The following is a 17,469-nucleotide window of genomic DNA, read 5'->3' on the forward strand; positions in this document are numbered from 1 at the left end:
GCTCCTGCGTGATCGGCCTAATCCCGCGGAGGAAGGATTGGAGATTGCGTGCGCGCCGGAAGCTGAACCACGATTATCGCTGCGATCACCAGCAGCCCACCCGCAATTTGCAGCAATGTCAGCGTTTCGCCGAAGAGCAGAAACGCGCCGAAGCCGGCGATCACCGGCTCGACAGTCGAAGTGACCGTGGCGTTTGTCGGCGCAATGTACTTGAGCGCGGCGAGAAAGGCTGTGAACGGGATGATCGTGCTGAATACCGCCATGAACAACACGGCGCTCATCGTCTTGGGGTCGGCGAATACGCCGAGAACTGCGCGCGGACCGAGTACGACAAGCCAGAAGATCGATGCGAATCCGAGCCCCCAAACGAGAGTCGTATACGGGCTGAAGCGACTGGCGGCAACGGCACCCATCAGCGAGTAGATCGCGAAGAACACCGCCGAGAGCAGCCCCCACATCAGTCCCGCCTGCGACACCACGGGCCCGCCTTTATCGAGTGCCCCTACAACGAGAGCGCTCCCGCCCACAGAAAGGGCAACGCCGATGGGCAGCGTCCATGTGAATCGGTGGCGCATGAAGGCAACCCCTATCACCAGCACGAGCACCGGTGCTAGGTACTCAAGAAGAACTGCCGTGGCTACGTTGGCCAAGGACAGTGTCTTGAAGTATGTGAAGTGAACCATGGCGAGACCGACCACCCCAAAGATGGCCAAGAACGGAACGTCATGCGGCGTGATCCTGAGTTCGTCCCTTTTCCAGAATGCGAGCACAACAGCCATGAGGAGGAAAGCGGAGAGGGCACGGGCCCCCGCCAGAGCGGTCGGCTCGATCGCGATACCCAGCGGCGGCACCGGCCAGGAAGCCGTGGCAGCCGAGGATTGTGTGAACAGCCACTTGGCCGTAAGGCCTCCGGTCGCCCAAAACGTAGCAGCCAGCAGAGCGAGAGAGTAGCCCTGCAGGCGGTGTGAACCAGACAAATCCGTCTCCTTGGCAGTAGCGTGTAGCGCGCGGCGTCTTGTTGCTGATACCCCTAGGGGGTATCATTATCGGTAATCGATTCAGCATACCGCAATGAAAGGGCACGGGGAGTCATGGCTGACAACGTATCGGACCATCCCAACGTCGTCACGAGCGAAATCGAGCGCAAGAAGATCATCAACCGGCTGCGCCGACTCGAGGGACAGATCAGGGGTCTTCAGACGATGGTTGAATCCGAGAAGGACTGCGCCTCTGTTCTAACGCAGGTCATGGCAGCGAAATCTGCTTTGAATCAGGTTGGCGTACACATCATCAGCCACAGTATGCGGGAATGCCTCACCGAAGCCGAAGTGGGGACCGCCTCCCACGACGAAGCCATCGATCGGGCCATATCCGTGTTTCTCAAGTACTCCTCCTAAGGGATCGGAGCGCACGAGCTTATGCCACATGCCGAACTCCTATGGATCGTGCTCGCCGCAGGCGCCATCGTCTCAGGCGGCTCGCTTGTAGGACTTCTTGCCGCACGATCGGTCTCAGAGCGCGTGTTTGCCGTAGCTGGCGTCACCGGCCTCGGGATAAGCCTGTGGGCTTTTGTATCCATCATCGCCAGCTACGATCGGCTCGATGCCGTCGCGTATGCGGCAATCTTTGGTGCGGCGGGTCTTGTCGGCGGCTACGCCCTGGCATCCGCCGTCCTCGAGGGGCTGGCAACTCGTCCCAGTCGACCTCCGCTCCCGGCTGAGGTGCCCGCAGGTATCGGAAAAGGCGCTGTCATTGTGCTTGGCGAAGTCGAGCCCCCCGGCTACAGCGCCCGAATCGTCGCCGGAGCCCTGAGGGATTTGGCGAAACAGGGTACCCTCGACCCATCCATAGCACTCCTCCCCTTCATCTTCATGGCCCAGAAGATGAGATACCGGGCACGCGGCGGCACCAGTCCCTCGGCCCACGAGCTCGATCTGCTAGCAGAACGTCTTGCCGTCACCCTCGAGCGGCACAAGAATGTCGGGTGCGTCGAATCCGCGTGGTGCCGAGGAGAGCGGGCGCTTGCAACCGTGATTCTCAAAGCCGTCGCACAGGGCTTCCGTACGTTCACCATCGCGGAGGCTTTCATTGCCGAATCACCACAGGTAGACGCTGCGAAGCGCGAGGTCGACGCACTGCGCCTCGAATCTCTCGGCGTCACGGTCTCCTACGCACAACCCCTGTGGCATGCCGATCGCATCGCCCGGCTTGTCGCGACACGCGCAATGGCGGCGGCCACAAACCCTTCGACCACCGGTGTCGCCCTTGTCGGTCGAGCTCAGCCGGAGAGTCTCGCTCAGGAACGTGGCGAGTTCGACACGCAGGAGACGGCGTTTCTGCAACGCGTCCGGCTGCTGTTGACCGGCTTCGGGATCCCCGAGGCCAACATACGCATCGCTTGGATGGATTGGCGTTCCCCCGACATCACCGGCACTCTGCGACATCTGGAGGCAATAGGGTGCGAGCGCATTGTGGTGTCCCCCGCTTGCTTCCCCTTGGACTCACTCGAGACTGCACTCGACATCCCGTTGGCCGGAAACCGGGCGCGCGTGGCTGAGACTGTGTCGATAGTCACGCTGCCTGCATGGCACGATGATCCGGGGTTCGTTGAGGCCCTGAGATCGGATGTCGCCGACATGCTGGGATCCTCCTAGGCGGACAATCCGGCCGATGCCGCCCGCCCAGAGGTTAGTGCGCCTTGCAGCGTTCCCAGTTGCGCGCCTGCATCCGGCGAATCTGCGGGTAGCGAAACGCATAGCGCAGTGCAATGGAGAGACCTCCGCGTTCGGCCTGAGCGCGTGTCTCGAGATTGTCGATGCTGAGGTGCAGGTCTTCTGCGCTCGAACCCCGAAACAGCGTATAGCCCTTGCCGATCGCCTTGCACACATGAGCATCGCTACCGCCGGTTGCGGCGATTCCCTGCCCGTGCACGAACGTCTTGGCGGCAAGACGGTTGGCGTAGATGAGATACGGTGAGGAGTTGTAGACCTCAAGAGCCTTGTAGGCCAAGTCGTTGATGGCATTGCCTACACTCTTGAGCCCAAAGGGCCCGAAGGCCCGGTTCGCAAACGGGTGAGCGATTACGGCGATTCCGCCCTGCTCCTCGATTGCGCGGATCGTGTCGGTCGCCGACATCCCGGCCTGGATGTCCTCTTCGATGAATAGGCCGAGAATATGCCCCGCGCTCGAAGTGATCTCCGATCCGACCACAACGTCGAAATCGTAGGCCTCGGCAAGCGACTTGGCGACGAGCGCGCCTTCGATGGTGTTGTGATCGGTGATCGCTATCACACTCAGGTCTGTCTTGTGCTGAACGTAATCCATGATCTCGGAGATCTTCGAAAGACCATCACTGTGATCAGAATGAATATGCAGATCGGCCTTGCTCCACACGTCAGTATCAGTCACTCGCTAACCAGTCTCCCTCACATTTGGACCCGAAGAGCGGCCGGCGAGACATGCTGCTGCGATAGAGTGAGCAAAGGGCGAACCAACAGGCATGTCGGCTTTTTCCAACTAGGTGTTTTCCGTCGCCCAAACACCCAAGCGCGCGACCCCTTCCTGCAGTCGATCGAGCGATGTCGCATAACTCAACCTGAGGAACCCTTCTCCCCCAGGTCCGAAGTCGACGCCCGGCGCAGTAGCGACACCTGCCTCTTCGAGAAGCCGGTATGAGAGGGCCAAGGAGTCTTCGCCCCATGCCCTTGCATCGGCAAAGACGTAGAACGCACCGCAAGGTGGACTCGCAATGATCAGACCCGCGCTTTCGAGCGCAGGAACAAGATAACGGCGCCTTTCGTCGTAGAGGGCGCGCATCATCGCGACGTCGCCTTGCGCCTGCGTCAACGCGACTACCCCCGCCTGCTGAACGAACGCGTTTGCGGCGAGGAAAAAATTCTGCTGGATCTTCTCGGCAGGGCGAATGAACTCCGGGGGCGTGATCAGGTAGCCGAGACGCCATCCTGTCATCGCATACGCCTTCGAGAATCCGTTCAGGACAAAGGCGCGGTCAGTGTAGGACAGAATCGTCCGGTCGGGACCGCAGAAGTCCAGGCCGTGATAGATTTCGTCGCTCGCTATGTGGACGCCTGTGTCCACGGCGATTTGAGCAAGCGCACGAAGATCCTCGTCGCCCAGCACGGCTCCGGTGGGGTTACCGGGAGAGTTGATCATGATTGCCTTGGTGCGCGGGCCGATCGCGGCGCGGACCTCTTCCGGCCGATAGCGGAAACCGTCCTCGGCGCGCACCCGCACGAACTTGGGGATCCCGCCGAGAAACGTCACATAGTTCGGATAGGCGGGGTAGCAGGGATCGGGCATGATGACCTCGTCACCCGGGTCCAACAACGCGCCAAAGAGGAGCAGCATGGCCGGCGAAGTGCCCTGCGTAACGACGATGTTGGCCGGATCGACCGTCGCGCCGTAGTGATCGCGATAGTGTGCCGAGAGCGCATCACGCAGGTCGAGAAGTCCCAATGACGGCGTATAGTGCGTGCTCCCGGACTGCATCGCCGCCTCCGCGGCATCCGAGATCACCTTTGGTGTCGGGAAATCCGGGTCCCCGATCTCAAGCCGAACAATGTCTCTGCCTTGCGCCTCGAGCTCTGTCGCACACGCAACGATGTCCATGACCACAAACGGGCGAATGCCCTCCGATCGGCGCGATACCTCAGACATGGAGCACCTCCTCCTTGAAGACAGGGAGCAACCAGCTCCTTTGTCAGGCCAAGCGCAGCGACACGATCGCGATATCGTCGGAGAGCCGGCCGTCTGCGAATCTGGTGACGTCATCCATGAGCACGGACGGCAGCTCGTTGGCCCCGGAAGAAACCGCAGCCTCCAGCGAGAATATCAGTCCATCCTCGCCAAAGAAACGCCCGTCTCCGTCTCGGGATTCGGTCACCCCGTCAGTGTAGAGCACCACCGTTTCATCCCTGCCCAGCACAAGCCGCTGGTCCTTGTACTCCATATCGTCAGACACGCCAATGATGGGAGAAGCCCCCGGCAGAAGCCTAGCCGACCCGTCCTTGCCGAGCACGACCGCCGGAGGGTGGCCCGCACTGCAGTACGTCATCTCTCCGTCACGCGTATTGATAACCGCGAAGAAGGCGCTCGCGAATTCCGGCAGCCGCGCTGCACGCCCCAGGGCGTGATTCACCCGCTTCATCACAACCGCAGGAGAGGACGTCTCGTGCGCATAAGCACGAATCGTGTCCTTGATGACGGAAGTCAGAATAGCAGCCTCCAGACCCTTCCCCGAGACATCTCCTATAACGAGCCCAACGCGCCCGCGAGCAAGTTCGAACCAATCATAGAAGTCGCCACCGACGCGGGTGTTGACAGTCGCCGAGCGATACAGATGCTCGAACGCGACCCCTCGAACCGATGCCGGGACCGTAAGCAACGCCTCCTGCAGGGTCTCGGCGATACGATGCTCGCTCGCGAAGTCCTCTGAGTTGGCGAGGGCTTGCGCTATGACGTCGGCGAAGCGCTTCGCGTATTCGAGAGTCAACTCATCAAGACGCCTTTCTTCGGAGTCTCCGAGCAACATCACGCCGAAACGCTCGCCTCTTGCCTCAACGGGCACTGCGAGCATCTTGCGAGGCCTTGGGTGGGCCGAGCCGTCCTCGAAACCCGGGATGTCGACCCAACCACCGGTCGCAAGCGCTGAGTCTCCGAGTTCCAGTGCCTTCACCGCCTCAAGAGTGAGCAGCACTGAAGAACGACGCCTGTCCAACCCATGCGAATACGTGATCGTGAGGGTGGCCTCGTCCACGGTCCCGAACGCCACCGACTCGCAGTCGAGCCCTTCGGCGACGATGGCGAGCACCGCAGGCACGTTCAACATGTCCGTCAGGTGCAGTGAACCGTTCACGAGCACATTAAGCTCGTTCAGTGCGGTACTCATGACCTGTACCTTGCGCGAGCGCTCGAAGAGCCGAGCATTTGCCACAGCCAGAGTGATGCGACTGGCGGCCAGCTGGATCATGGTGCTCTGTGCGACGCTCACCTCGTGCTGACTCCACCAAGCGAGTTCCAGCACGCCGAAGAGAGAGCCGCCCAGAAACATCGGCACGCCAAATACGGAGCGAATGCCCGCCGACTGCAGGATGTCCATGCGCCATGGACTTTCAGAGAGGCTGGCGACATAGATCGGCTTCCCGGCCTCAGCAATTCTGGCGGCAAAGCCCTGCTCCTCCGGGACCCGAAGCCCGGTCGGCGCCCACGAGGAAGCACCTCGCTGGTACGTGACAACCAAAGCATCCTGATCCCGTTCCAGAAGGACCACCGCGTCCGCATCGACAACTTCCGCAAGCGTCTCGAGCGTCTCGGCGAGAAGGCGCTCCTGCCCAGCATGGTCGAGCGCGCCTGAGACGATTCGCAGTAGTCCCTCAAGGTGCTGATTCGAGGTTGCCAGCTCCGAAATGAGTCGCTCGCGCTCGGCCTCATTGTGCCGACGGCGGGTGATGTCGCGGATCACACTCACGACCCCTCGGCCATGCGCGAGATCGACTCCGCGCGAACTCACCTCTACGGGGAATGTCGAACCGTCGCTGCGCAGGTGTGCAGCCTCGAAGAGGATGCCGCCCTGAAGGGCTGCGCCAAGCTGTTCCTGCATTCCCGTACGCGTCTCACGGGTTCTCAGATCGCTGATCGACATGCCGATCAACACATGTAGTGGATATCCGTAGATTTCCCCAGCCGAGGAGTTCGCGTCAAGGATGGTTCCGCTTGCGTCGACGATAAGCACCGCATCTCGGGCGCAATCCAAGACGTCACGGCTTCGGGCATCCATCGGGAGCGAACTTACCCGAGATGATCTCGCTTCGAGATCCGACTCCACGCGACCCCCTATGTCAGCGACCGATTGCCTCGCTTCGGCAGTACTGAGTGTAGCGCAAGATGCGGCATTCAAGATGGATGACGTTTCCATAGCGGTTTCCCCACAACGCAAGCGGCCCTCCCCGTATCCGGGAGGGCCGCAGTCAAGCATGGCGGCGCAAGCTCTTGGTCTACTCGTACCTGAGTGCGTCGATTGGATTGAGCAGAGCCGCTTTGGCCGCCGGATAGATACCAAAGATCAATCCGACTGCGCTGGAAACCCCTACTGCTAGTGCGATCGCGCTCATTGTCACGATGGGGGTGAACCCTAAGAACCCCGAGAGAACCTTGCCGACCAAGAATCCAAGGAAGATGCCGATGACTCCGCCGGCAAGAGTCAGCAGGAAAGCCTCGACGATGAACTGCAACAGAATGTCAGACGTCTTGGCTCCCACTGCCTTGCGCAGACCGATCTCGCGGGTACGCTCAGTCACCGAGACCAGCATGATGTTCATGATTCCGATGCCGCCAACGACAAGCGATATGGCAGCAATCCCCGCGAGAAGCGATGTCAGAACACCGGTAATGCTACTTACCGTGGAAAGCAGGTCCTTTGACGACAAGATCGAGAAATCGGCCTTCTTCGGATCCGTGATGCCGTGGTTGGCCAGAAGCGTTGCTTGGACTTCAGCTTTGGCTTCCTCCACTGAGGCCTCATCAACGGCTTGAGCGATCATCGTGCTGAAATTGCCGTTCTTGAACGTCACCATTGCCGCAGAATATGGTGTGAACATCTGTGTATTCGGATTGCTGAAGCCGGATTCGGCCTTCTCCGAGAGCACGCCGATGATCTCGTACACATCGCCATCGATAGTGATCTCCCGACCAATCGGACTGGTGGTTCCGTAGACATCGACGGCGACTTTGCTGCCTAAGACCAGTACCTTGTTCTTCGCCGTGACGTCAGCATTGTCGAACAACTTCCCGTCCTCTACGGAAAGCAAGTTGATGTCGAATGCGGCAGGAGCAACGCCTGCGACCGTGATACGTCGCTGATCCGCGCCCACGGTGACAAGAACCGATCCTGAGACCGTGCCGGTTACGGCCTTTATCTTCGGGTTCTTGGTGGTATCGGCGAGTGATTTCAGGTCCTTCTCGCTGAGTGTCGAAGTGCTCCCACCAAAGCCTCCCCCTGAGGCGCTGCCCGAACCCATGCCTGAGCTTTGCCCGCTGCTTTGACTGGTCGCGCTGGACATGGCCCCGAGACCTCCCCCCGGTGTGATAGTCAGGTTCGTGGTGCCGAGTTTCCCGATCTGAGAGTTTATGTTCGCTTGCACGCCATTACCCATGGAAATGAGTGCGATCACCGAACCGATGCCGATGATGATGCCGAGGACCGTCAAGAAGCTGCGTCCCTTGTTGGCGAAGATCGCCCGTATCGACTGCTTGGAAATAATCCAGTATTTCATTTACTTTTCCTTCACAATCTTGCCGTCGCGCAGGTAGATGATCCTGTCGGCAAATGCAGCGATGTCCGCCTCATGAGTGATCAGAACGATGGTTGCGCCCTTCTTGTTGATCTCTTGGAACAGAGCCATGATCTCGTTGGAGGTCCTCGTATCCAAGTTTCCTGTCGGCTCGTCGGCGAGGATGATTGAAGGATCCATCACCAGTGCCCTGGCAACAGCGACTCGTTGTATCTGGCCGCCCGAAAGCTGATTGCTCTTGTTTTTCTTCTTGTCGCCGAGCCCCACTTCTTCAGCAAGGTCGTTTGCTCGTTTGTCGGGGTTGTCGATCTTGCCATAGATGGTCGGCAACAGAATGTTGTCCAAGACCGAGGTACGCGGAAGCAGATTGAACTGTTGAAACACAAACCCTATCTCCTGATTGCGAATCTCCGATTGCTTGCCCTTTCCAAGCTGACTCACGTCCGTGCCATCGAGGCAGTACTTGCCTCTTGTTGCTGTGTCCAGCAATCCGATGATGTGCATCAGGCTGGACTTGCCTGAGCCGGACGGACCCATGATGGCAACAAACTCACCTTGCTCAATCGACAAGCTGATGCCGTCCAAGGCAACGGTATCTTCGTCGCCGGTTCTATAGATCTTGGTGACATCCGTTATTTCGATTACTTTATTCATTACTTTGTCCCTTTGTTTCCTTGACCATTTGACCTAGCATCATCGTCTTCTCAGACATCTCAGCAATCATCTTCTCGATACTGTCCGCCTTGACGAGCATGATTGCCTGGTCGTTCATGCCCATGACGATCAACGTGTCACCTTTTTCGAGGCCCAGTGCCTTCCGCGCTTTATTGGGGATCACTACTTGACCTCTATCACTTATTACGGTGGAACCAAAGAACTCCGGACTGAACACGTGATCAACCTCCTAATGGCGTGTCGGCCACACAGCAGAATCGCGACTCGCAGTTCTGCGTCGAATCTTACTTTTCTTACTTGTTGTACTTTTCCATACGAGCGCATTCGCGTCAACTCGATGGCGACCACAGACAGCTGACAAACAAAGCGGCCCTCCCCGTGTCCGGAGAGAGCCGCAGGTTGATCATGGTGTCGAAGAAGGGATTTGAACCCTCACGAGGTTGCCCTCACTAGGCCCTCAACCTAGCGCGTCTGCCGTTCCGCCACTTCGACTCGAACACCGCCCCTAGAGGACAGCGAGGGAGAGTATACCAACACCGATTACGGGGTACCAGTCCCCTTTCGATCCTTCTTGATACTCCTCGCACACCGACAAGCTAAAGCGCATCCCCTACAACGACTTCGAGCAACTCCTCGTCGATGATCGGCGCCGACTCGCCCACGATCGGGAACGGCTTCGCAAAATGACACGCAACCCGATGCCCCGGCTCGATCTCCCTCAACTCCGGTTCGCAATCCGCGCACACCGGGAACTGCGCGATCGGACAACGCGTGTGGAATCGGCAACCCGACGGCGGATCGATCGGGCTCGGCGGGTCCCCCGGCAGCAGAATACGCCTGCGTTCGCGCTGGGCCTTGGGATCCGGAAGAGGAACCGCCGAGAGCAGCGACTGCGTGTACGGGTGGTTTGGCTCGGAATAGAGCTGTTTCCAGTCCGCGATCTCCACAATCTTGCCGAGGTACATGACGGCCACGCGGTCGGAGATGTGCTGAACGACTGACAGGTCGTGCGCGATGAATATGTACGTGAGGTTGAACTGGTCCTGGAGCTGATCGAGCAGGTTCAGGACCTGCGCCTGGATGGAGACGTCAAGCGCCGACACGGGTTCATCGGCAACGATGAGTTTGGGGTTGAGCGCAAGCGCCCGTGCGATCCCGATACGCTGTCTCTGGCCGCCAGAGAACTCGTGCGGATAGCGATTCGAGTGCTCAGGGTTCAGTCCCACGACGTCAAGCAAGTCCTTGACGCGGCTCGTCCTCTCGGCGCGAGTACCGATGCTGTGAATGGCCAGCGGCTCACCGACGATTTCCCCCACCGTCATTCGGGGGTTCAATGAGGCATAGGGATCCTGAAAGATGAACTGCACCTGTCGGCGATAGGCCTGCAGGTCGCGGCCCTTGAGCGCCAAGGCATCCTTGCCTTCGAAGATGACCTTGCCACTGGTCGGTTCCGTCAGGCGGATGATCATTCGGCCGGTCGTCGACTTACCGCTCCCCGACTCGCCGACAAGCCCGAGCGTCTGTCCCTGCTCGACGTCGAACGCGACGTCGTCAACGGCGTGGACGACGCCTTTGTTACGCGAAAACACGCCATCGCTCACCTTGAAGTGTTTTGTCAGCCCTTCGACCCTGATCAGTTCACTCATGCTATGCACTCACCCCCGCGCAAGCCATCTCTGTCCGCGTAAAACCAGAGTCGCCCGCAAAGTGACAGGCGGCCTGATGGCTTCCGATAACCGCACGCAACGTTGGTGACTCCAGTCGGCACCGCTCCTGGGCGTACGGGCACCGCGGATGAAATGTGCAACCGCCCGGCAGATGGATGAGGCTGGGCGGCTGCCCCTTGATCGGGCACAGCTCCCCTTTTTCGGTGAGGTCATGCCGGGGCAACGAGTCCATGAGACCCCACGTATATGGATGCATGGGGCTGTAGAAGACGTCGTCGACCGTGCCGTACTCGACCGCACGGCCCGCATACATGACGAGGATACGGTCGGCCATATCGGCGACGACACCGAGGTCGTGCGTAATCATGATGATCGCCGTGCCGGTTCGTTTCTGAAGCTCTTGCATGATCTCGATGATCTGCGCCTGGATGGTGACATCGAGCGCGGTCGTCGGCTCATCGGCGATGAGGATGTCCGGGTCGTTGGCGAGCGCCATCGCAATCATGACACGCTGCCTCATGCCGCCCGAAAACTGGTGCGGATAGTCTCGTACGCGCTGCGATGCATGCGGGATTCCCACGAGTTCCAGAAGCTTCACGGCCCTCGCCTCGGCATCTTTGGCGTGAACGCCCTTGTGAATGCGCAGCGGCTCGGCAAGTTGCTTGCCGACGCGATAGACAGGGTTGAGCGACGTCATCGGATCTTGAAAGATCATCGCGATCTCATTGCCGCGAACACGGCGCATGTCGGCGTCGCTCATCGTGAGCAGCGATTTGCCCTTGAAGAGCGCTTCGCCCCCCTCGATCTTGCCGGGAGGCATCGGCACAAGCCGCATGAGCGTCATCGCCGAGACGGACTTGCCCGAGCCAGACTCTCCCACCACGCCGATCGTCTCGCCGCGGTTCAGTTCGAATGTGACTCCATCGACCGCCTTGACGACGCCGTCACGGGTATGAAAATGCATCTTGAGGTCAGTGACCTGAAGCAAAGGCTGATCTGTCATCGCTAGTCCTTCATCTTCACGTCGAGGGCGTCACGGATTCCGTCACCAAGCAGCGTGAACGCCAACACCGTGGACAGAATCGCTATACCGGGCCAGATGATGAGCCCCGGATTCGATATGAGATAGTTCTGCCCGTCGCTGATCATGCGGCCCCACGACACCACGTTCGGGCTGCGTGAGGGATCGAACTGGACCCCGAGACCCAAGAATGAAAGTGCCGCCTCGGTCAGAATCGCTCCTCCTACCGACATGGTGGCGTAGACCACGATGGGTGCAACGGCGTTAGGCAGAATGTGCCGGAGAACGAGTCTCAAGTCACTTGCGCCCAGAGCTCGAGCAGCGTCGATGTAGTCGCTTTCCTTGACCGATAAGATCGAAGAACGGAACACCCGGGCGATCGAGGGCCAGCCGAGTACACCGATTGTCACCACGACCGGTAACAAGCCGCGCTGGCTGGGCGGTAACACCGAGAGCAGCAGGATCGCGAAGAGAATATAGGGAAACGCGAGAAACACGTCGGCGATACGCATGACCGTGGCGTCCACAAGGCCGCCATAGAAGCCCGAGAGCGCTCCCATCAACAAGCCGATGAACACCGAGACCAGTACTGCGGCCAGACCGACGGTCAAAGAAACCCGAGATCCGTACACGACTCTGGAGAAGACGTCGCGCCCCAGATCGTCGGTTCCCATTGGATGGGTCATAGAAGGCGGCAGGAGGCGGTTTGCCATGGCGGTCTGCGTGTTGATGGCGTTCGGGTAGCCATAGTGCTGAGGCACCCAGAGGTCTGCCGTAACCGCTCCGATAACGATGATGAGCAGCCACGCCAGTGCCGCAACCGCCAGCTTGTTTCGCCGCAGCCTGAACCAGGCATCGCCCCATAAGGTGCGGGCCTTCTCGGAGTACTGAGCATCGGCGATTGGTCCTTCGGGAGCTACAGGTGCCGAACTGGTGTCCGTCATCTCACTCACCCGCCGATCCGCCATAGCGGATTCTCGGGTCAAGAAACGCATAGCTGATATCGACGAGGAGGTTCACGATCATGACCGCAAACAGGATGACGACCGTGCAGCCAAAGATGGTGGGATAGTCCAGCTGAAAGGCGGCTCTGGAGATCGTGAAGCCGATTCCGGGCCAGTTGAAGACCGTCTCGGTCAGGACAGCACCAGAAAGCATTGCCCCCAGATCCAGACCGATGAACGTCACAACCGGGATCAATGCGTTCTTCAGTGCGTGCTTGCGGAGCACGGCTCCGGGGGCGAGGCCTTTGGCATGCGCGGTGCGAATGTAGTCCTGACCGTTCACCTCAAGAAGTTGGCTGCGCATGATCCGCGCCGCATAGGCGGTCGAAACCGAGGCAAGCGTGATCGCGGGTAGCACCAAGTGCACCCACGCCGGGAACCCATCGGCACCTCCCCCGGCGCCTGTGACTGGAAGATAGAACATGCCGCCTGTCTGTTTCTGTAACCAGATCCCAAAGACGTACTGGAGCATGATGCCGAGCCAGAAGACGGGCAGTGCGACCAGAACCGATGTCGACAGAGTCGCTAAGATATCCCAGATACTGTACCGCTTCACCGCCGCAATTATACCGACTCCGATGCCAACGATGATCTCGACAACGATCGCTGAGAGGGCAAGCTTGACGGTGTAGGGATAGGTGGTCTTGATGATATCGGCAACCGGCCGTCCTGTGGCGATGGAGACGCCCAAGTCGCCGTGGGCAAGCGCATTCAGGTAGTTCCCATACTGCACGTACCATGGCTTGTCGAACCCGTACTGGGCGCGCAATGCGGCTTCGACTGCTGGTGACATCGACTTCTCCCCCGCACGCAAGCGCACCGGATCGCCCGGCAGGACTGTCGTGATGAGGAACAGCACTAGGGTCACTCCGAAAAACACAGGAACGAACTGCAATAACCTCCGGAAGATATATCGGAACATTGTTCCATCCATCTCGCTGATCACGAAGTGTGGGGGTGGTGGGTCACTTGCCCCACCACCCCCATGATGCTTTCACGCAGATATGCTCCGACCCTTCCAGCTACTTGCCGCCGTTGGTCAGCCAGACTGCGGTGAAGTCTGCTAACCCTTGCGCGCTGTACTGGAGATTGTTCACGCGATTTGACGTAACATTGTTGTGACGTAGGAAGAGGAGTGGAATAGCGGGGTTTGCGGCCTGGATGGTGTTATTGACCGCCTGATACTTCGCGATTCTATCGGCGCCGATCACCGTTGCGCGCGCCTTATTGATCCCAGTGTCCACTGATGCATCAGAGTACTGAGGCATGTTGGTGTCGGAATCAGAGAAGAACAGTGGGAAGAGAAAATTGTCCATGATCGGATAGTCCGAGCTCCAAGCCAGACGACCGATCTGGAACTTGCCAGCACCAAGCCCTTTGAGATACGTTGGGTAGTCTGCAGACTCGAACGTGGTGTTGATCCCAATGACCTTCAAATCAGCCTGAATGAGCTGCATGACCTTCTCGTGGTCGGCACCAGTATTGAATGACAGCGTGATCGTTGACAGGCCCTTGCCGTCAGGATAGCCTGCTGCCGTCAACGCCGCCTTGGCTGCGGCAACATCGTAGTGCGAATCCTTCCAAGCCCCAGTCTGATATCCCGCTATGCCCGGCGGCACGATGTTGTCAGCAGGAGCACAGGTACCTTCAAAAACGGTGTCGCAGATCGCTTGACGGTTAATTGCAAGGCTGATGGCCTTGCGGAGGTTCGCGTTGCCGACAACACTGTCCTTCATGTTCAAGACAAGGAAGTAGGTTGAGTTCTCTGCACCAAGAAGCACCTGCTTGCCAGGATTGGCTGTGTAGCCATCCACTGAGGTGCCATACTGGGCTTGGGAGGCCTTGATCTGGCCTTCGGTAATCTGCGTGAAGTCAAGGTTGCCAGCTTTGAACTCAGTGAACGCTGCCGCAGGATCCTTGAAGATCGCGAAGTTGACACCGTCGATATTGGCCATGGTCCCGTAGTAGTCGTTGTTCCTGACCAGTTTGATGCTCTGGTCGTGAGTCCAAGGCTCCGACATCTTGAACGGACCGTTGCCGACCGGCATCTCGCCGAAGGGCACTGTCTTACCGTTGTACGGGACGCCACCCTCAACGTATCTCTTGAGCACCGGCGCTAGGGCCGGATGGGAAACCATGTAGTTGAAATCGGCAAATGTCTCCGACAAGGTCACCTGAAGAGTATGACTGTCAATCGCCTTGAGGCCACTTAGCTCTGTGGCCTTGCCGTCCTGCATCTCCTCATATCCCTTGATCGGAGCCAGAGAGACGCTGGAACTATCAACCTTGCCAGTGGAGGTATTGATCGTCTCTGGATTGGCGATGCGGTTCCATGCGTAGATGAAATCTGCAGCCGTAACGGACGTGCCATCATGGAACTTGGCTTTCGGATCCAGCTTGAAGGTCCACACCGTCGCATCGGCGTTGACCGTCCACGTAGTGGCCGCAGCTGGGTTGACCTTGGTGGGATCAAGGGAATCGATTGCCGTGAGACTGTCGAACAGAGCCTGTGCAACCTGTATGTTGTTAGACTCGATAGCGTTGTAGGGATCGATATATGAAGGCTCTCCGATGTAGTAGGAGAGCGTGCCCCCCTTTGCCACACCCGCGCCGTCGCCCGTCGTGATCGTCTTCTTCGGAGTACACCCGACGGTCATGATTAGGGATGCGGTCACTGCGATTGCCAAGGGCACCACGATGAACCGTTTGAGACTACGCCGCATTTGCTGCCTCCCTTTCTCTCCCGAACAGAACTGTGTCGTTGTGGCAGATGGTTAATTTTGTCGCACGAGAATACAGTCCCCCTATGAAACGCATGCCAACTTTGGCACAACCTACGCATGAATGTCCCACGTAAGGCGCCGAATGGCAAGTTATGTGACGAAATCGGTCTTCGTGGGTGCGGATAGACACGGGCTTCCTCCGCATTCACGAGACAAACAGAAGAGCGGCGCACAGGCGCCGCTCGAGGGTGCAAGACTCTCTGAATACCCGCTAGAGCCTTACGCGGGATAGATCACCATAAGCACCAGAAGACTGACGCCAAACGCTATCGCAAAACCCACAGTGATGCGATCGAGATTCTTTTCGATGATGCTCGTCCCACTTGATGTGGGCGAGATCGCTCCGCTGAGCATGTCGGACAGACCCATGCCCTTCCCTGAATGCAGGAGCACGAATGCGATCAGACCGATAGCCGAGACGCCCCAGATAACGAGAGTTGTGATGAACAGTACATTCTGCACGCGGGACTCCTCGGCGATTGTTCGACTAGACGCTACAAAATAACATCAAATGGGTGTTTCAGTATACCAGCAGGCTGCGACCGGTCCACTCCACGGGCCTTTCCATGCCGAGCAGGTCGATCAATGTCGGCGCCACATCGGCAAGAATGCCTCCGTCAGCCAGTGAACGAACGGCATCGGCAACCACCACAAGCGGAACGCGGGACAACGTGTGTGCGGTAAACGGGGTAACGCCATCGACATCGAGCATCTGTTCTGCGTTGCCGTGGTCGGCCGTGATGACGGCCACTCCGCCGGCTTCCCGAATGGCCGCAACGACAGCCCCCACCCCCGCGTCGACCGTCTCAACCGCCCGCACGGCGGCGTCGAACAACCCTGTGTGGCCGACCATGTCGCAGTTCGCGAAGTTGACGATGTAGACGTCGGCCGCGCCTTCGTGGATTGCCGCCACTAGGCGCTCGGTGACCTCAGGCGCGCTCATCTCAGGCTTCAAGTCATACGTCGCGACCTTGGGGCTGGGCACGAGCACTCTCGTCTCCCCTGCCTTTTCCGCCTCATCGCCGCCGTTCAGAAAGAACGTGACGTGCGCGTACTTCTCGGTCTCCGCGATATGGAGTTGCCTCAACCCCGCTGCCGAGAGCACATCGGCCAGAACATTGATCGGGAACTCCTTCGGGTACGCGACCTCGGCAGGAATTAAGGGATCGTACTCAGTGAGGCACACGAAACGGACTTGCGGCGTGACCGGACGTGCGAAGCCCTCGAATGCCGGATCCGTGAAAGCCCTCGTGATCTCCCGCGCACGGTCAGGACGGAAGTTGAAGAACACGACCGCATCGCCATCGTGCACCGGTGCGGCCTCGACAATGACGGGCACCACGAACTCGTCGCTGACGTCTGCTTCGTACGACGACCGCACAGCCTCGACGGCACCGTCGGCCGGAACCCCCTCGCCCAGCACGATCGCCTGCCAGGCTTTCATTACGCGATCCCATCGGTTGTCACGGTCCATCGCGTAGTAGCGGCCCATGACCGTCGCAATGCGCCCCACGCCAAGTTCGCCGAGAAACCGCTCGGCGTCTGCGACGAAGTCGAGGCCACTGCGTGGCGGCACGTCCCGGCCGTCGAGGAACGCGTGCACGAAGACTCGCTCGGCGCCGCACGCTTTGGCCATCTCCAGCAGCGCGTAGAGGTGATCCCGATGGCTGTGTACTCCACCGTCAGAGAGCAGGCCCATGAGGTGTACCGCGCCACCGCCGGCTGCGGCCGCCTTCATCGCACCCGAGAGCACAGGGTTTGCGAAGATCGAACGGTCCGCAACCGCGAGGTTAATGCGCGTGAGTTCCTGGTAGACGACCCTTCCGGCACCGATGTTGAGATGTCCGACTTCCGAGTTGCCCATCTGCCCCTCAGGCAGGCCGACAGCGAGACCGGATGCGTCGAGGGTGGTGACGGGCCATCTGCTGAAGATCGCGTCGAGGTTCGGCTTACGTGCGGCGGCTATGGCGTTGCCGGTATTCTCGGCTGACACGCCGTAGCCGTCCATGA

General features: G+C 59.2%; 16 protein-coding genes and 1 tRNA gene. 2 read left to right on the forward strand and 15 right to left on the reverse strand.

What is annotated here, in order from left to right; all coding sequences use genetic code 11:
- Window positions 1–17 precede the first annotated feature (17 nt).
- Entirely contained in the window at window positions 18–977 is a 960-nt protein-coding gene (locus HGA39_04285; GenBank protein ID NTW28564.1) for an EamA family transporter, read from the reverse strand.
- A 114-nt stretch (window positions 978–1,091) separates the two neighbouring features.
- Here HGA39_04285 and HGA39_04290 point away from each other — a divergent pair, with 114 nt between their 5' ends.
- Together HGA39_04290 and HGA39_04295 are read left to right on the forward strand one after the other, a co-directional pair.
- Window positions 1,092–1,397: a metal-sensitive transcriptional regulator gene (locus tag HGA39_04290; protein ID NTW28565.1), complete on the forward strand. Its 306-nt coding sequence runs from the start codon at window positions 1,092–1,094 to the stop codon at window positions 1,395–1,397.
- A 21-nt stretch (window positions 1,398–1,418) separates the two neighbouring features.
- Window positions 1,419–2,654 (forward strand): hypothetical protein, encoded by a 1,236-nt coding sequence (locus HGA39_04295; GenBank protein NTW28566.1) that lies wholly within the window; start codon window positions 1,419–1,421, stop codon window positions 2,652–2,654.
- Window positions 2,655–2,688: 34 nt separating this feature from the next.
- On the opposite strand, the gene HGA39_04300 is transcribed toward HGA39_04295, so the two are convergent.
- The 14 genes from HGA39_04300 to HGA39_04365 all read right to left on the reverse strand — a co-directional run bounded on the left by HGA39_04300 (window position 2,689) and on the right by HGA39_04365 (window position 17,467).
- Complete coding sequence (locus HGA39_04300) at window positions 2,689–3,408, reverse strand: CehA/McbA family metallohydrolase (GenBank protein NTW28567.1); 720 nt, start codon at window positions 3,406–3,408, stop codon at window positions 2,689–2,691.
- A 108-nt stretch (window positions 3,409–3,516) separates the two neighbouring features.
- Window positions 3,517–4,677, reverse strand: a complete 1,161-nt coding sequence (locus HGA39_04305) for a pyridoxal phosphate-dependent aminotransferase (GenBank protein NTW28568.1) — start codon at window positions 4,675–4,677, stop codon at window positions 3,517–3,519.
- 43 nt (window positions 4,678–4,720) lie between these two features.
- Window positions 4,721–6,844: a SpoIIE family protein phosphatase gene (locus tag HGA39_04310; protein NTW28569.1), complete on the reverse strand. Its 2,124-nt coding sequence runs from the start codon at window positions 6,842–6,844 to the stop codon at window positions 4,721–4,723.
- Between the two features lie 169 nt (window positions 6,845–7,013).
- Window positions 7,014–8,291, reverse strand: coding sequence for an FtsX-like permease family protein (locus HGA39_04315; protein ID NTW28570.1), 1,278 nt, complete (start codon window positions 8,289–8,291; stop codon window positions 7,014–7,016).
- Window positions 8,292–8,963 (reverse strand): ABC transporter ATP-binding protein, encoded by a 672-nt coding sequence (locus tag HGA39_04320; protein ID NTW28571.1) that lies wholly within the window; start codon window positions 8,961–8,963, stop codon window positions 8,292–8,294.
- Complete coding sequence (locus HGA39_04325; GenBank protein NTW28572.1) at window positions 8,956–9,201, reverse strand: AbrB/MazE/SpoVT family DNA-binding domain-containing protein; 246 nt, start codon at window positions 9,199–9,201, stop codon at window positions 8,956–8,958. Before HGA39_04325 ends, HGA39_04320 begins: the two co-directional genes overlap by 8 nt.
- Before the next feature lie 189 nt (window positions 9,202–9,390).
- Window positions 9,391–9,476 (reverse strand) — tRNA-Leu (locus HGA39_04330).
- Between the two features lie 104 nt (window positions 9,477–9,580).
- Window positions 9,581–10,630 carry a dipeptide ABC transporter ATP-binding protein gene (locus HGA39_04335; protein NTW28573.1) on the reverse strand — a complete coding sequence of 350 codons (1,050 nt, stop codon included), beginning with the start codon at window positions 10,628–10,630 and terminating at the stop codon, window positions 9,581–9,583.
- A 1-nt stretch (window position 10,631) separates the two neighbouring features.
- Window positions 10,632–11,654 carry an ABC transporter ATP-binding protein gene (locus HGA39_04340; protein NTW28574.1) on the reverse strand — a complete coding sequence of 341 codons (1,023 nt, stop codon included), beginning with the start codon at window positions 11,652–11,654 and terminating at the stop codon, window positions 10,632–10,634.
- 2 nt (window positions 11,655–11,656) lie between these two features.
- Window positions 11,657–12,667, reverse strand: a complete 1,011-nt coding sequence (locus HGA39_04345; protein NTW28575.1) for an ABC transporter permease — start codon at window positions 12,665–12,667, stop codon at window positions 11,657–11,659.
- On the reverse strand, window positions 12,618–13,598 hold the full coding sequence (locus HGA39_04350; protein ID NTW28576.1) for an ABC transporter permease: 981 nt from the start codon (window positions 13,596–13,598) through the stop codon (window positions 12,618–12,620). The genes HGA39_04345 and HGA39_04350 overlap by 50 nt, the downstream gene beginning before the upstream one ends.
- Before the next feature lie 100 nt (window positions 13,599–13,698).
- Complete coding sequence (locus HGA39_04355) at window positions 13,699–15,399, reverse strand: peptide ABC transporter substrate-binding protein (protein ID NTW28577.1); 1,701 nt, start codon at window positions 15,397–15,399, stop codon at window positions 13,699–13,701.
- Between the two features lie 279 nt (window positions 15,400–15,678).
- Window positions 15,679–15,921: a preprotein translocase subunit SecG gene (gene secG / locus HGA39_04360; protein ID NTW28578.1), complete on the reverse strand. Its 243-nt coding sequence runs from the start codon at window positions 15,919–15,921 to the stop codon at window positions 15,679–15,681.
- 58 nt (window positions 15,922–15,979) lie between these two features.
- Window positions 15,980–17,467: a 2,3-bisphosphoglycerate-independent phosphoglycerate mutase gene (locus tag HGA39_04365; GenBank protein NTW28579.1), complete on the reverse strand. Its 1,488-nt coding sequence runs from the start codon at window positions 17,465–17,467 to the stop codon at window positions 15,980–15,982.
- Between the last annotated feature and the right edge of the window lie 2 nt (window positions 17,468–17,469).

The sequence above is a fragment of the Coriobacteriia bacterium genome, from assembly GCA_013336165.1.
Taxonomy (GTDB): Bacteria; Actinomycetota; Coriobacteriia; order Anaerosomatales; family JAAXUF01; genus JAAXUF01.

Coding starts and splice junctions, on each gene's coding strand:
- HGA39_04290 (NTW28565.1), top strand. CDS start 1,092: ATGGCTGACAACGTATCGGACCATCCCAACGTCGTCACGAGCGAAATC.
- HGA39_04295 (NTW28566.1), top strand. CDS start 1,419: ATGCCACATGCCGAACTCCTATGGATCGTGCTCGCCGCAGGCGCCATC.
- HGA39_04305 (NTW28568.1), bottom strand. CDS start 4,677: ATGTCTGAGGTATCGCGCCGATCGGAGGGCATTCGCCCGTTTGTGGTC.
- HGA39_04315 (NTW28570.1), bottom strand. CDS start 8,291: ATGAAATACTGGATTATTTCCAAGCAGTCGATACGGGCGATCTTCGCC.
- HGA39_04320 (NTW28571.1), bottom strand. CDS start 8,963: ATGAATAAAGTAATCGAAATAACGGATGTCACCAAGATCTATAGAACC.
- HGA39_04335 (NTW28573.1), bottom strand. CDS start 10,630: ATGAGTGAACTGATCAGGGTCGAAGGGCTGACAAAACACTTCAAGGTG.
- HGA39_04340 (NTW28574.1), bottom strand. CDS start 11,654: ATGACAGATCAGCCTTTGCTTCAGGTCACTGACCTCAAGATGCATTTT.
- HGA39_04345 (NTW28575.1), bottom strand. CDS start 12,667: ATGCGTTTCTTGACCCGAGAATCCGCTATGGCGGATCGGCGGGTGAGT.
- HGA39_04350 (NTW28576.1), bottom strand. CDS start 13,598: ATGTTCCGATATATCTTCCGGAGGTTATTGCAGTTCGTTCCTGTGTTT.
- HGA39_04355 (NTW28577.1), bottom strand. CDS start 15,399: ATGCGGCGTAGTCTCAAACGGTTCATCGTGGTGCCCTTGGCAATCGCA.
- HGA39_04365 (NTW28579.1), bottom strand. CDS start 17,467: ATGGACGGCTACGGCGTGTCAGCCGAGAATACCGGCAACGCCATAGCC.